This is a genomic window from Wolbachia endosymbiont of Listronotus oregonensis (assembly GCF_031205055.1).
Taxonomy (GTDB): Bacteria; Pseudomonadota; Alphaproteobacteria; order Rickettsiales; family Anaplasmataceae; genus Wolbachia.
Map to the genome: position 1 here is coordinate 377,680 of NZ_CP102118.1, position 15,410 is coordinate 393,089.

The 15,410-nt window shown below is 34.0% G+C and carries 9 protein-coding genes and 3 pseudogenes; 6 read left to right on the top strand and 6 right to left on the bottom strand.

Going from position 1 to position 15,410, the window contains the following annotated elements:
* Window positions 1-58: 58 nt before the first annotated feature.
* On the bottom strand, window positions 59-1,246 hold the full coding sequence (locus tag NMD99_RS01970; protein ID WP_253307243.1) for an MFS transporter: 1,188 nt from the start codon (window positions 1,244-1,246) through the stop codon (window positions 59-61).
* Between the two features lie 141 nt (window positions 1,247-1,387).
* Here NMD99_RS01970 and NMD99_RS01975 point away from each other — a divergent pair, with 141 nt between their 5' ends.
* Window positions 1,388-3,049 (top strand): ankyrin repeat domain-containing protein, encoded by a 1,662-nt coding sequence (locus NMD99_RS01975; protein WP_309166572.1) that lies wholly within the window; start codon window positions 1,388-1,390, stop codon window positions 3,047-3,049.
* 127 nt (window positions 3,050-3,176) lie between these two features.
* Here NMD99_RS01975 and NMD99_RS01980 read toward each other — a convergent pair.
* Together NMD99_RS01980 and NMD99_RS01985 are read right to left on the bottom strand one after the other, a co-directional pair.
* Window positions 3,177-4,135, bottom strand: a pseudogene (locus NMD99_RS01980) (IS630 family transposase).
* Window positions 4,136-4,414: 279 nt separating this feature from the next.
* Window positions 4,415-5,841, bottom strand: a pseudogene (locus NMD99_RS01985) (sensor histidine kinase).
* Window positions 5,842-5,906: 65 nt separating this feature from the next.
* On the opposite strand from NMD99_RS01985, the gene NMD99_RS01990 reads away from it, so the two are divergent.
* Window positions 5,907-7,103, top strand: coding sequence for an aspartate aminotransferase family protein (locus NMD99_RS01990; RefSeq protein ID WP_264688070.1), 1,197 nt, complete (start codon window positions 5,907-5,909; stop codon window positions 7,101-7,103).
* Here the strand turns inward: NMD99_RS01990 and NMD99_RS01995 are convergent.
* Window positions 7,084-8,760 carry a hypothetical protein gene (locus tag NMD99_RS01995; RefSeq protein WP_309166573.1) on the bottom strand — a complete coding sequence of 559 codons (1,677 nt, stop codon included), beginning with the start codon at window positions 8,758-8,760 and terminating at the stop codon, window positions 7,084-7,086. The genes NMD99_RS01990 and NMD99_RS01995 overlap by 20 nt on opposite strands.
* Window positions 8,761-8,981: 221 nt before the next feature.
* Between NMD99_RS01995 and NMD99_RS02000 the strand changes: the two genes are divergently transcribed.
* Window positions 8,982-9,947: an IS110 family RNA-guided transposase gene (locus NMD99_RS02000; protein WP_309165561.1), complete on the top strand. Its 966-nt coding sequence runs from the start codon at window positions 8,982-8,984 to the stop codon at window positions 9,945-9,947.
* An 80-nt stretch (window positions 9,948-10,027) separates the two neighbouring features.
* Here NMD99_RS02000 and NMD99_RS02005 read toward each other — a convergent pair whose 3' ends face one another.
* The gene (locus NMD99_RS02005; protein WP_309166575.1) at window positions 10,028-12,058 is read right to left on the bottom strand and encodes a DEAD/DEAH box helicase family protein; all 2,031 of its coding nucleotides are present in this window, start codon (window positions 12,056-12,058) and stop codon (window positions 10,028-10,030) included.
* A gap of 120 nt (window positions 12,059-12,178) precedes the next feature.
* Here NMD99_RS02005 and rimM point away from each other — a divergent pair, with 120 nt between their 5' ends.
* The 3 genes from rimM to NMD99_RS02020 all read left to right on the top strand — a co-directional run bounded on the left by rimM (window position 12,179) and on the right by NMD99_RS02020 (window position 14,018).
* Window positions 12,179-12,685 carry a ribosome maturation factor RimM gene (gene rimM / locus NMD99_RS02010; RefSeq protein WP_309166576.1) on the top strand — a complete coding sequence of 169 codons (507 nt, stop codon included), beginning with the start codon at window positions 12,179-12,181 and terminating at the stop codon, window positions 12,683-12,685.
* Between the two features lie 62 nt (window positions 12,686-12,747).
* Window positions 12,748-13,314 carry an elongation factor P gene (efp, locus tag NMD99_RS02015; protein ID WP_253307236.1) on the top strand — a complete coding sequence of 189 codons (567 nt, stop codon included), beginning with the start codon at window positions 12,748-12,750 and terminating at the stop codon, window positions 13,312-13,314.
* Window positions 13,315-13,322: 8 nt separating this feature from the next.
* Entirely contained in the window at window positions 13,323-14,018 is a 696-nt protein-coding gene (locus NMD99_RS02020) for an inositol monophosphatase family protein (RefSeq protein WP_264736261.1), read from the top strand.
* A 118-nt stretch (window positions 14,019-14,136) separates the two neighbouring features.
* Here NMD99_RS02020 and hemA read toward each other — a convergent pair.
* A pseudogene (gene hemA, locus NMD99_RS02025) lies at window positions 14,137-15,344 on the bottom strand (5-aminolevulinate synthase).
* Window positions 15,345-15,410: the final 66 nt, after the last annotated feature.

Consider the following 15,410-nt stretch of genomic DNA (forward strand, 5'->3'; position numbering starts at 1 on the left):
TTGATAAATATTACAATACGTAAATATAATATAGCAATCGACTCGAGATTCAGCTACTTTATTTTTTAGGGTATGTCTCTTCTGTAGCATAATTTAAAATACTAGCAACTGCCAACATTACAAATATTGCAAAAAGCGCCATTTGATGATCTGTAAAAAGTGCTAGCATTGACACTATAATTCCGCTGACAATAAACATAAACCCATTGATAATGGATGATGATGTGCTAATGTATTTTCGTTTCACAATCTCGCTGCCGACAGTAAAATTAAGCATATGTCCTCCCGCAAAAAACCCGAACATTAACATACAAAAGTACACAACGTGGACTGTTAAGTGGCTGCACAACAAAATAATCATTGAAATACCTTGTAACAGAGCAAAAGCAGAGATTACATGCCTTCTATTTTTAAATAGATTTGAGATTCGATCTGCAATTGGAGCACCAACTGCAAGACCAAGCCATAATATTGCGGTTGCTACACCTGACTCCACTGCATCAAGTTCTGAGTTGCTCAGTAACCTTGGAGCCCACAAGGTATTCAGTGCTAAAAATGTTCCAAAAGTAATAGCACCCACCACTGAAGTTATCCAGATATCTCTTAATTTTAGCACTGTGAGTACAGAGCACATTACTGTTCTTATAGAGCTTTTTATTGTGCATTCTTCTGAACTGCTTTCTGGAAGTGTGTTTGGACAAAAAAGCGTAAGTACAAATATCAACACACCAAATAGTATTATGCATACAATCAGATTCTTCCAATCTGCACCTTCGGCAAGCAAGCTAGAGAACAACATTTGAATCACCAAAGCGGAAAGACTTGAAATTGTCTGCACTAGTGAAAACATTAATCCAAATTGGGCAACGGAAAAACATATGCTACTTGTATGAGCAGCACCAATAAAACCAAATGATGCTCCAGTTGCAATCAATACTTGAGATAAAATCAAATGGGAAAAATTATCACTATTAATAAGGACAAAAAACCCCAAGATCATAGTTGATAACGAGAAAAAATAAATTTTTTTACTGGAAAAAACATTAAACGTTGCCCCACTAAAAAATTGTAAGATAGCAAAAGTCCAAGTATATACTGAGTTAGCTAGCGCAACTTGCGCGATTGTAAGTCCAAGTTCTTTTTCAAGATTCACACTTATAAAAGTATAAACTATCTGAATATTGCTGAATATAACAACCAAGTTACTGATCAGCCAAATGAACCAAGCCTTAGCTCTGCTTTCCATAAGATTTATTTTTATAAGTAATCTATTAGAAATTTAACACTAAGTCTCTTTTTAAGCTATTGTTTCCTGAATAAGTGCTGGACTTGACTTCCTTTAGCTTTATTGTACAATTAAATAATTTTATCCTAGGGTTAGATTAATATGGCACCACGTGAGTCTCAATTCAAAGAGTTTAATAATATCATTGCAAAAATAAGTGATAACATTAATTCCGGTAGGGTTGGTCATGCTGAAATTTATGAGGAAATAAAAAATCAGTTAAGAGAAAATCTTAGTACTATATATGAAGAGTGGGGAAGTAGTCAATTTGATCCAAGTTTTAAGTTCAAGTTATCTGGTGGTTTGTATGGCACTACGGAGACGACGCTATTACATAGCGCAATTAATTGCAGAGAAAAAGAAACTGCATGTATGCCATTGGTTCAACGTCTATTAGAGAAAGGGGCTGATCTTAATGTAAGAGATAGCTACAATAGTACTCCACTAAGTGAAGCTGTTTACACCGAAGGAGACAATAATAAAGAAGTAGTAAAGTTATTGTTAGACGCTGGAGCAGATCCAAATGCAATAGACGATGGTGCTACAGATTCAAGAACCCTGTTATCTATAGCGTGCCGTTATTCTGATGAGAGTCTTAATGTAGAGGCAGCAAAACTTCTATTAGAAAATGGAGCAAACATTAATGAAGTGGTAGATAATAAAGAAAATACTGTTTTACATCAGCTTATTCGTCAATCATTTGACATAAGAGAACAAGCTTTCAAAAAACAACTTACTGACTTAATAGGACTTTTTATAAAATATGGGGCTAATATTTATGCTAGTAACAATTTTAGTAAGACTCCTGAAGGTCTTATTGACGTGCAGTTTCATGGTCATCACATAAATGATAAGAAATTTGTCACCTCTATACAAAAGTTTTTAGAGAAGCAAAAGGACTCAATAGAGTACCACAGAAAGTTATTTGAGGTAGTAGAACAGAATAAAGATCTTAGATCACTTGCTGATATTATAGCAGGAAATGGTCTAATTGGTGTAATGGGCATTCAAGTTTGCAGCAAAGTGATACCTCAAATACTTGGAATACCAGATATAAAGCTTGTCATTAAAGGTACTATTGCTGAAGGTGAGGTTGAGCAAGAGTTCTCTCAGGGAACAGGATGGCCTGTTATTGAGATTGAAGATGGTTCTCTTAGATATTATGACTTATTCGATAAGATTATTTCTTGTTTTGAAGATAATCCTGTAGTCAAAGACCTATCATCTCAAAAATCGCAAATCTTGTCATACAGAATATTTCGCTATATCAGGGAAAACACAGAGGCTATAAAACAAGAGCTTTGGGGTGAATCCAGAGTTAGTAGTGCACCGACTGAAGTAAAGAAAAAGGAAGACAGCATAACAGAAGAGTATGTTGCACAAAAGCCTAATAAAGATGATCAGGATACTGTAAAACAGCATGGTAAGGAAAAATCAAAAGGTAATGCTGCTAAAGAAAACAGGAATGAGATAAGTGATACTAGTTACACAGATAAAAAACCTATGGTAACTGGACGTTCTACTTTTAATTCTGGTGTTTATTCTCAAAAAGAGCCACCAATATTTTCTAGAAAACAAAAAATTGCAATTGCTGTTGGTATTGTTGCTGCACTAGCAACAGCTTTGGTCTGTTATTCAGTTCAACTACCCATTTTGGCAATAGTTGTGTCTGCATTAATAGCCGGGGTTGGTGCTTACATGGTGTCAAGTAAGCTCTACGATGTTTCTATCTGTAACGGTACTAACCAACAGCCTGGTTTTTAGTTGCTTTATGTAAAGTATCAATAACTTGAGATATAGCTGATTCACTTATAAAACTCCGTGGCTTAGGGTTTTGTTCTTTTAACCTATCAAGATTTCTCCCCAATTGTTCTAATACCAATTCTCATTATTAGTGAATCAAATAAGAGGCATTGCAGAGTTGTTTAATTGTGGAGTGAGAAAGAGAGGCAATAAATTTGCACAAAGCGCTCTCAAGCAGAGCAATTGTATCATAGATTTTATTGCGCAAAATGTTCTGTTTTATGTATAACCAAAACCTCTCAACAGTCAGGTGAATATGGAGGTAGGTATATAATGTCAATATTTTTAGGCACCTTTAAATTTTTTGACTTATGCCAACTAGCACAATCCATGATAAGAAATGCTTCCCTTGTTCCTAAATATTGTGACATCTGCTCAAGGAATATATTCATACAATCAGTATTGACGTTTGAGCCAGAACTCTCTCCATTTCTGGTGCACTATAGAGATAAAAATTTTCCTACCTAGTTTTACCTTAACCTGTGTCCTAATGCCTTTTTTAAACCACCCGTGTCCAATCTTTGAATGTGTGCCAAACCGCGGTTCATCGAAGAAAAACAGCTCTTTTTCAGGATACATGACAATAGTTTCATTAAGATTTTTTTTTTAAACTCCTCTTGTTTACTTTTATCTTGTCCGTTATGCACTGGTCTTGGTGTGATATATGAGAATTTCATTCTTTGCATATTACGGTGTACTGTAGACTTGCTAAACCAAACCTTTCCTGAATTCTTATTTTCATTTCTTTTATAGTAATATTGGGGTTTTCCTCTATCCACACCTCAACTTGTTCACGTTGACTTTGGTTCAATATAGTTTTTCTACGGCGTTGAGGTGGAGCAAATAATTTTTCTTCTCTGCCAAATTTTAGGTCATGCAGTAAGTGCCTTTCTTGAAATGCAACATATTTTTGCTACGGCTGTTATACTATACTTTTTTGCTGCAATTACAGCATTTAGTTTTTTTGCAACATATGCATTATTTCTTACTTTCTTCAGCATTTCTTTTGCTCACTTTTTCATCCAATAATTTTGATCTTAATGCCATTTAAACCTCGCTATTTTACTTACTCCAGTATGGCTTTTTTCCATTATTGTCTATCCGTTACTTGTATAGCGGGAATTGGTATAACTAATTTACTTATCAACATATCCACTAACTATAATCTGTATACCGCTACACAGTTAGAAGTATTTTTTGATTTTACAATACAGCTTGAGATTCAATTTTTATAATTTTCTTGTTGACTAGCCAGACGGTACCTACCTTCTCGGCTTGCTGCTTTTGATAAAGTGTGGTTTTCAAGACAATATCAAATAGATCCTATTAAAAATCAATCGAATCTTCACATGTTTGTTCTTCATAAAAGAAGTTCAATGTTATCGTAGTACCAAGTTTTGCTTCACTTTTAATGTCGAAAGTTCCACCCATTAACTCTACTAATTTCTTGCTTAGCGGTAATCCGATGCCCGTACCTTCATTTCTATATCCCGAATCTGCTTGGCCAAAAACAGACATAACTTTATATATATCCTGCTGCATTATTCCTATTCCATTGTCATGAAACTCAATAGTTAATAAGTTTTTTTCTATATTTTCTTTTATCACCATTCTTATTAAACCATCTTTGGGAGTAAACTTGATTGAGTTTGATAATAAATTTATTATAACTTGTTTCATTCTCTTAGGATCTGCAATGACTAATAATTGTTTATTAGTCGTCTCTTTTTTAAATTAATCCCGGCTTCTTTTAATTTAGGTAATAGCATATTTACGCATGAATCTATTATTTTGTTCAGGTTAAACTTCACTTTTTCTACTGTTAAACTACTTGATTCAGCTTTTGAAAAATCTAACACATCATTAATTAAGGTAAGTAAGTGTGTTCCTGCATTATATATATCGTCTGCATACTCCTTGTATTGAGAGTTATCCATTGAACCTAAAGTTTCATTTTTGATCAACTCCGCAAATCCAATAATAGCATTAAGAGGTGTGCGTAATTCATGTGTAACGCTTGCAAAAAATTTTAGCTTATTTGCATTTTCTTGCTCTAATGCCTCTTTTATCTGCTGTAATTCAATGTTAGTTTTATGTTGCTTGGCTAGCATTTGGGTATTAGAAAATTGCAAATAGAACATTATTAATATTAAAATTATTAACAATAAGCCCAAAAATGTTAAAAATAGGCCATATGCTATAACATAAGAATTATTGTAGTTTCGAAGAATCTTCAAAAAAAACGAAGGTTTAACGCTATTTTCATGGAATATAGGAAAAATAGAAGTTAATGTATTTCCTGTAGTATAAAATATTTCTTGGTTACTTAATAGTTCATCAATTTCATCGTTTGTAAGTAACTGTTCATAATCATAATCTTGAGTGTTAAAATTACTGAATATTATTCTGCTGTTTTGATCATACAGTATTAAGCTGAAATCCTTTACTTTGCTCACTGATTGTAATAATTCAGCACGCAGTTTTACCAGTTGGTTTATGTAGTCAAAATTTTTGTATTTAATGTGATGCTTTTCTATTAGTAAATAATGGTATTTTTTTATTATGCCATTTTCCAGTATACTTTTTAAGTTTACACTTGAATCACGGTAAGAAGAAAGGAAATTACTCCTTAGTAAATAATTACAATATATCACACTGAATAAAATCATAAAGATCGATGAGAGTAATGCAATAACTTTTGTGTATTTGTTTTTCTCCAGCGCAGAAAACATTGATTTACCTAGCTTATACATATTCTTCTTATTGTGAAACAACGGTTTTTATGTTATTAATAATAAAATTTAGCATATAATATTTTATGACAATTTCTCCTATTTTGCCAGTTTATTCTCCTGTTAACATAAATTTTTCTTATGGTAAAGGTATTTACTTGTATGATATTGACGGTAAGCGCTACGTAGATTTTCACTCTGGAATAGCCGTTAGTAGCTTAGGTCACACCAATTCGCGATTAATTAGTGCTCTAAAATTGCAAGGAGAAGAATTATGGCATATATCAAATACCTATAATATACCTGCTGCCAATAATTTTGCAGAAAAATTAATAAACAACAGTTTCGCTGACACTGTATTTTTCTCAAATTCTGGATCAGAGGCAGTAGAATGTGGGCTTAAGATTGCTAGGGTCTATCAAAACGGAAAAGGCAATAAAAACCGTCACAGAATTTTAACATTCCATGGTGCATTTCATGGAAGAACCTTCCTAACTTGTGCTGCAAACGATAAACAGAAATTTTCTGAATTACTGAGTCCCTGTATTGATTGGTGTGATAATATCGAGCCCAATATTGAGAGTGTAAAGAAAGCAATTTCAAGTGGTATAGGCGTTATATTAATAGAACCAATACAAGGGCAAGGTGGTATCAAAGTAATGAATGAAGTCTTTATGAAAGAACTAAGAAAGCTGTGTGATGAAAATGACATATTGTTATTTTTTGATTGCGTACAATGCGGTGCTGGTAGGACAGGAAAATTATTCGCATACGAACATATAGGAGTGGAACCTGATATATGTGCTCTTGCAAAGGGAATAGGAGGAGGCTTTCCGCTAGGGGCTTGTCTTGCAACTGAAAAGGCTGCTAAGTATATGGCGGTCGGTATGCACGGTTCCACTTTTGGTGGCAATCCGCTTGCAACCTCAGTAGGTAATGCTGTGCTCGAAGAATTGCTCAGTCCTGGCTTTTTGAAAAATGTTGAAATTAGAGGTAAGTATTTAAAAAATAAATTAGAAGACTTAGCAAGTAAATTTCCAATAATAGAAGAAGTGAGAGGGAAAGGGTTAATGCTTGGAATAAAGGTGAAAGCAAACAATAAAAAGTTTGCAGAAGAGCTAAGTTATCGCGGCTTGCTTACTGTTGGGGTAACATCAGATAACGTTGTGAGAATTTTACCTCCACTAATTATCACCGAGAAAGAAATTGATGAAGGCATCGAGATTTTGACTCAATATTTATCTGAGAAATCTTCTAGTGAAATCAAGCAAATACACACGTAAGATCTGGCTGTTTACCAACTGTTGTTTGTACCGAAATTATAGTAGTAGCTACTTCATTCATGCATTTTACCTTATCTTGCTCTTTTATCAATGTAAGTCCATTTATATCACTTAGTGAGTCAAACTTTGTTGCATCCTCAAATATAAATGATTGTAAGATGCTTTTTGGAACCTGGAAGAAAACGCTATTACCAAATGATAATGTCGTTTCTGATAAATCCTGTACTAAATCGTTTCTAAAAACGCATTTCGATAATCCCTCTAACAGGATTGGTATTCCAAAAAGAAAAAATGTCCCTTTCACTAAATAGGTCGTTATTCCACATAATAATGCACCACACAAAAATGCTAGCGGTCCAAATGCTATGAAACCGCAAAGTGATGGCAATAGCATAGTATGGCCTAATGATATTTCATATATAAGCTTCGCTGAAACTATAAGTCCGATAAATAGCATAGCTGTACCCAAGACCATCCTTTGTCTAGAATGTTCTTTCCAGTTCTTGCGATACAATTCAGAAAAGTTATTGTTAACTTTTACTTTAAAAATATTATGGTTAGTTTTTAATTTAAGTTCTAAACCAAAATTTTCTTCCAACTCTGGAAAAAAACCTCTCAAAAGATTGTCCCGCTTTGAAATTACTCCATGACGCCATTTATGGCAATCTATAACTTCATCAATTACCATACTAATTTGATTATTGATCTTGTATAAATTGCTCATTTTATATGAACATCCACAATAATGCTTTTTTCTAAAGTCTGCGCAGCTTAAATTCTTTAAATCGTACAAAAAGTCTTTAATTTCTTGTGCTGTTTTATTAGCATCATCTCTGTAACCTACGGCTTTCAAAACTGTTGCTAAATGCTCATTTTCAATGCGAGAAATCGTTTTATCTAATGCATATATATATTGTTTGGATTGAAAATATGAGATGATTTTTTCTTTACACCTATCTCCATTGCCTTCGTACAAACTATTTTGTGTAAAACTATCATCATTTTCTCCGGCAATTTTTAATACATGACTTAACATATTTTGAGCCTTCACACTACTTTCAAAGTAGCAGTTTCTGATTATATGTACATATGCCTTTGCATCAGCATTTTCAGACTTACCTACATTATACGCTTTAGCTAAAAAGACTAAATAGTCAAATCCTGCCCATAGATAATACATGGACTTTACAATAGCACTTCCCACAGAAAATAGAACTGAGCGTGTGCAAGATAATTTACCGTTGTTTTTAATTCTGTCTTCATATGAACAAAGATATTTTTCTGTGCTTTTTAAAATCTTACGTAAATCTTCTTCTGTCTTTCCTACGTCAAAATCATTTATATCATGTACTTTTTCATACACCTCTTTTATCAAATCCTTTGAAAATTTTTTCAGAGCTGCGTCATCGATATTTCCTAGTGCATCCATGTTTTCGCTAATATAGATCTCTATTTTTTCTCCAAGCTCTATTCCCATTCTATTTTTTATTAGTTTATTGTACCTATCAGTGGCTGGAAATAAAACCTTTTGACAAAAATCCTGCGGTGCGCTTTTTAATTTTGCTAAAACTTTATCTACAAATAACTCAATTTTTTCACCTCCAGCAGCAAAAAACCAAGGTTGCCTGTTAGGATTGCGTTCTCTATTTCTTCCCAAATTCTTATATGTTAAAAACAAGTCTTTATAAATGTTACGAAATAGCGGTATAAAGACACGCAGAGAGGAGGAACCGTACATATTCTTGGTCATAAGGACCGTTTTGCAGCAAGGTTCTCCTCTCTGGTTTATTATACTGAAAGTTCCGAACAACTGGTTGAGCTTTTAGGCTCGTATATAAGGGTGGAAAATGCAGTATACACATTATTTATGGAGGGATTATGAATTTATCAAATATTATTACTGGCATTGATATTAGCAAAAATAAACTAGATATCCATATTCATCCACTTGGACATCATAAAGTATTTGAAAATAACGTTCAAGCTATTGATCAAATACTTGACTTTTTGCGTTTACATAACGTAACCAAAGTTGGACTTGAAGCAACGGGTGGATACGAAAAATTATGTGCTTATACTTTATTAAGACATGGTTTTGAAGTATATGTCATTCAACCAAGATGGGTAAGAGACTATGCAAAAAGCCTTGGTATTGCTACTAAAACTGATAAAATAGACTGTAGCATCATCTCACGTTATGTTAGTAATACAGACATGCGTGTCACTCCTTTAAAAGTTAGTAGTATTGACTGTTTGAAGCAAAAATTATCTCGCAGGAATCAACTAGTAGAAATAGCAAAAATACAAAAAACCCAAGCTCATCAAGTAACCGATTTATCTATAATCAAACAAATGGAAGAGCTACTTGCAGTTTTACAAAATCAAATTCAAGTCTTAGAAGATGAGATAATGGAATTAGTCGATAAAAATCAAGAGCTTAAAAAAAAGTATATGTCAATAACTAGTATACCTGGTGTAGGTGCAATAACAGCTATTACTTTTATTTGTTATCTACCCGAGCTTGGAACTCTCCAACATAAAGAAATATCCAGCCTTTCCGGAGTTGCACCTTTTAATCGAGATAGTGGTTTTAGTAAGGGAAAAAGGTGTATTCAGGGTGGTAGATCACAAATTAGAAAGGTTTTACATATGTGCATTCTTAGTGCGCAAAGGTACAATTCTTATATAAAAATCTTCTTTGATAGGCTATACAATCAATATAAAAAACCATATAAAGTTACCTCTACTGCTGCAATGAGAAAATTACTTATCCTTGCTAACTCTTTAGTAAGAGACGGTAGACTGTTTACTGAGGAGTATAGCCCTAAAACTGCTTCTATATAGCAATAGCATAGCTGTGAATAAGTACGCCCACACAAATTTTAAGTACTTATTCACAGCTACATCAATTTTTCTATTGACTTTTAACACAACTGCTGCAAAGCTTCTGCTGGATTGTTGAACTGACTAGTTGAATCTGTAAATATTGATGCAACGTGATTATACTCACTATCGAAACCACGACTTTTTGATTCGTCTATAATTGTTGTCAACGCATATTTAGCTAATGTATTTAAATCGCCTTGGTCATAATTACAATAGTCAGCTTCGTATTGACTTTTGCTATCATGCATGATTTTAAAGAAAGGTTTATCTTGTCTAATATCAAGATCATTTTTTCCAAATCCTGCAAAAATACATTTATTTTTTTCGCAGAAGTCGTTTAGGTTATGTAGTACATCCCCCTGTTGTTCTATGAAACTATGTAACTCCTTGCTTAAGTGCCAGTTATCAACTATTAGACTGCGTTGTTTATCATTGCTTTTACTCAATGCTTTAATTACTGTCTTTATCTGTGGTAAAAGCTCATCCTTAGCGAATTTCTCACTAAAACTTTTTTTCTTTAGAAAATCTGTAATGCTGCTATCATTAGCAGTACTAACCTTATTTTTAACCTCTTCTATTAATCCACCTAAATCTTTTCTTCTTTGTTTATCCAAAGCGGTGTTATCGCATTCCACTAAATACGAAAGTGTAAGATCAATCATTGAGTGCATTACTCTGTATTCTAGATACTTAGCAGTATTGCTAAAATCTACCTTGTCTTTCAATTTAGATATCTGTTCTTCCGTTAGACCAGGGTGTTGCTTTTTAACGCAGTTTATAAAGTTTGATTGACGTAATTTGAGTCTGTAATCTTGGTACGACATCCCTTCAGGCTGAAATTTATTATAAACTTCATAACGCGTACCATCTTCATATACCAAATTATTCTTACCTTGCAATGCAAAGCTAAGGTTAATTATGCTATTCACATCATCAACTAGAATAAGAGCATTTTCCCCAATTGGGCTTTGTACGTTCCACCTTACAGATTCCAGCAGATTATCAGAGTCAACAAGTTTATTGTAATTAAAAACTTCTTCACATTCTTCAACATATTCATGAGCTGGACTAGACTTTTCCCTAGTAAATAAGCTGCGCACGTTAGCAGCAAACCTAAGGAGCAGTTCTTTTGATTCTACTCCAGTTATTTTGGTCAACACCCACCAAATTGGCAACATTACTATAGAAAGTATAACGAAAGAAATTGTAAAGTATAGATTATTAATTAAAGCGGAATACAGCCAATAATCTGAAGTTAGACCAATTATTGCAGCAACATTACTATTTATAATAGGGAATAATGTAATTAAAGGTATTATGGTAGCAGCAACATTCACCACGAATGCTCGATTGAATTTTTCTCTTTCATTAGTTTTTGCAATAACATTTACTGTTTTGATAGTGTCTGCAATGCAGCGTCTACTTGATCTTGTAGGACTGATAATTTTTCCACATCTGTTTAAGATCCTTTTCTTTGGTGTTGCGGTTAGGTAAGTCGTAGGATATTCCGCATCAAGTTTGCACATATTTTCAAAGGCCTGCTGCTTGTTAATGCTATCTGCTTCATCAACACTAACCCACAATTTAGGCTTTTCACCGTTTTGCTCTTCAAATTTTCGATCATTCTCTTGCTGTAAAAGCAGATCATGTGTTACTATAATTGTTGTAGGTTCAGTGACTTTCAGCGCATCTTTAATTTCTTGCACAGTTTTAGGTGTTTTAACATCTACAGTAAATGCACCATCTATCATTTTCTTAGCTTGTTCAACTAAATTACCATTTGGCACTGCAACTAAATGGTGATATCCTGCTTGAGCTAGCGCATGACTCCACAATCCAATATCATAAGTCTTGCCAAACCCAGTTTCTGCATCAATCATAGTATTACAGTTAGTGATGGAAGAACTTTCTAGATGCTTTAGCATCTCTTCAACAACAGGTTTACGACGTTCTACTATTATAGATTCTTTGTCACTGAAGAGCTTTATAGATTCACCTTGTAGCTTACTATTAACTTCCTTTAAATGAGGGATAAGCTCTTTTATTTGATTAGTAATACATTGACTCATATCTTCCCACTATCAATACAATGTATTCCATAATACATTGTATTGATAGAATTACAACAAACATTTTTAGGTATTTTATGCCTTATAGACAAAAAATCCAACATTAGTTATCATCTTAATATGAACGACAATCTGGTATGCCTCGGAATGATTACTTCTCCTCACGGAATTAAAGGAGCTGTTAAATTAAAAACTTTTACCGAAAAACCTGAAAATATCTCCTTATATGGTGAGCTAATAAGTGGTGATGAGAATTATAAAATAGACTTAGTATCCGTCATAGGTGATAATCTAGTAATAGCTACAATCAGCGGAGTAAATTCCCGTAATGAAGCAGAGCTTTTAAGGAATAAGAAGCTGTATATAGAAAGAAGCAAGCTACCGAAGCTAAATGATGAGAATGAATTTTATCAAAGTGACCTTGTAGATATGGAAGTAAGGCTGGAAAGTAATGAATTATATGGCAATGTAAAATCTATATATAATTTCGGCTCAGGGGATACATTAGAAATTTTAGTTATCAGCACAAAAAAACGCATTATGCTGTCTTTTACCAAAGAAATGTTTCCGCACATAAACATGAAGGAGAGGTATATGGTGCTCAATATGCCAGAATTTATTGACTAATAAAGACTTTGATATTTATATAAAGCTATTTATAATTGTAAGATCGAACTGAAAATGTAATTATGGCAGAAAGAGCTAACGATATCAGACCAGGTCAGGTGTTGGAACATAACGGCGGATTATTTTTGGTTGTAGGTATTATGCATACTCAACCTGGTAAAGGTGGTGCATACATACAAGCTGAAATGAAAAACATTAAAACCGGAGCAAAACACTATGAAAGATTTCGCTCTGATGCAACAATCAGAAGAGCAATTTTAGATGAAGAGGAGTATGTTTACCTTTTCACTGAAGGAAACATTGTAAATCTTATGCATCCAAGTAATTACGAGCAAATCACTATAAATTTGGACTTATTGGGAGAAAAAAAGATTTATTTGCAAGATAATATGAAAATTAAAGTAGTAACTTATCAAGACAAAATAATTTCTGCGCATGTACCTGATTATGTTACACTTGCTGTGAAAGAAACAGAGTCTGTTATTAAAGGACAAACTGCTACTGCTTCTTATAAGCCTGCAATTTTAGAAAACGGAATGCGCGTTAACGTGCCTCAGTTTATAAAAGAAGAGGATAAAATTGTAGTATATACTCCAGATGACAGCTATTATGAAAGAGTGAAAGAGTAAAAGGAAGAATGTCCATCTCATCACCACGAATTAATGTGATGCTTGATTCTGTGCGTAGTGCTTCCAGGCAGCTTATGCGCGATTTTAATGAATTGCAAATTTCTAATGTTAAATCAGCAGACTTCATTAATAAAACTTATTCAAAATCCAAGCAAACCATATACGATTGCTTGCACGACTACAAACGAGACTATGGGTTTATTTCCGAAGATGATACTGACCAAGAAATAAAAGATAACGGTTACACTTGGTTTATTATGCCTATAGAGGGCAGGGAGAACTTTTCTAGTTGCATGGTTTATTTTGCAGTATCAGTCTGTCTCATTCATAAAAATAAAGTTGTGGCAGCTGTAATTGATGCTCCGGCTCTTAGAGAAACTTTTTGGGCAGAAGAAAAGAAAGGTGCTTTTCTTGAGGATTTTAGATCTCGTCATATAAAAATGCGGGTGAAAAGCCGTGAAGGGGGTCTAATAGATGTAAGTGGTAATTTATTAAATAAATTGCTGCCTGGCAATAGTAATGTACGCTCCATCGGTTCAACAATTTTAGGCTTTGCGTACCTTGCAGCAGGAAGGCACAGTGGAATAATTTACTCTGGAATTAACAAATATAAAGCCTTGCTCGGTAGACTTTTTCTGCAAGAAAGCGGTGGAAGGCTAACGGAAGACAACGGGCTAATCATTGCTGGAGATATAAAACTATAGCTAAAGTAATTTATGTTTACCTACAATTTGATAAGCGTAAAACTCGTCATTCCGCTACTTGTTAGCGGAATCCATGCTGAGATACCGCGAATAAATCGCGGTATGACGTAGGGCTGTACTAGCTATAGCATAAACAGGCTACAGAGATAGACAACTTCTCAAAAACTTTTACAAGAGATTCTGTTAAATGTTCTATCATTTCATCAGTATGATAAGGTGTAGGGGTAATACGGAAACGCTCAGTTCCTCTTGGCACTGTTGGATAATTTATATGTTGAACGTATATTCCATGCTCATCAAATAATAATTTTGATGCTCCTTTGGATAACTCTGGGTCGCCAATTATTATTGGAATTATATGAGTTTCTGTTGGAATGAAGTTAATTCCTGTATTTCTCAGTGAGTTTTTTACTTTTTCAACGACTTGCTTTTGCTTTTCCCTTTCAATGTTGCTCGATTTTAGGTGTTCAACGCTTGCCTTTGCTGCCGCTGCTAAAACAGGCGACATAGCAGTGGTGAAAATAAATCCTGGAGCGGAACTTCTTATTACATCTACCAAGCTCTTTGAAGACGCTATATACCCACCCATCACTCCAAAAGCCTTCGATAGTGTACCTTGAATGACGGTTATTCTATCCATCAGGCCTTCTCTTTCTGCAATTCCGCCACCATGTGAACCATACATGCCAACTGCGTGCACCTCGTCCAAATAGGTGATTGCATTATGTTGATCTGCAAGATCGCATATCGCTTCAAGCGGCGCTATATCGCCATCCATTGAATATACGGATTCAAGTGCTATTATCTTTGGTGTTTTTGTGTCTACGGACTTTAACAACTGCTCTAAGTGATCAACATCATTGTGTTTAAATATATGTTTTGGTCTTTTTCCTGATTTTATGCCTTCTATCATTGAAGAATGGTTCTTCTCGTCTGAAAAAATTACTACATTTGGGATAATAGACGATAAAGTGCTAAGTGTTGTCTGGTTAGCAAGGTAGCCACAAGCAAAAGTTAAAGCAGCCTCTTTTTTATGCAAACAAGCTAAGGATTTTTCCAGTTCTACAACCTCTTTTGTTGTACCAGATATATTTCTTGTTCCCCCGCACCAATTGATGAATTTTGAATAGCGGCAATAACTTTCTCATTTTGTGACATTCCTAAATAGTTATTACTGCACCAGACTATTACTTCCCTATTTCTTTCATAGTCCATAATGTGGGGGAGCCTACCTGGCAATGACGCAAAGTGCATAAATTCACGGTAGCGCCCCTCATCTTTTATATCTTTGATTTTGTTTAAGAATATTTCTTCGTAGTTTACCAAGTTTTCATTCGCTAATAATTAATATAATTATAATAAATTATTAAATGGTAAACTACAATATTTATT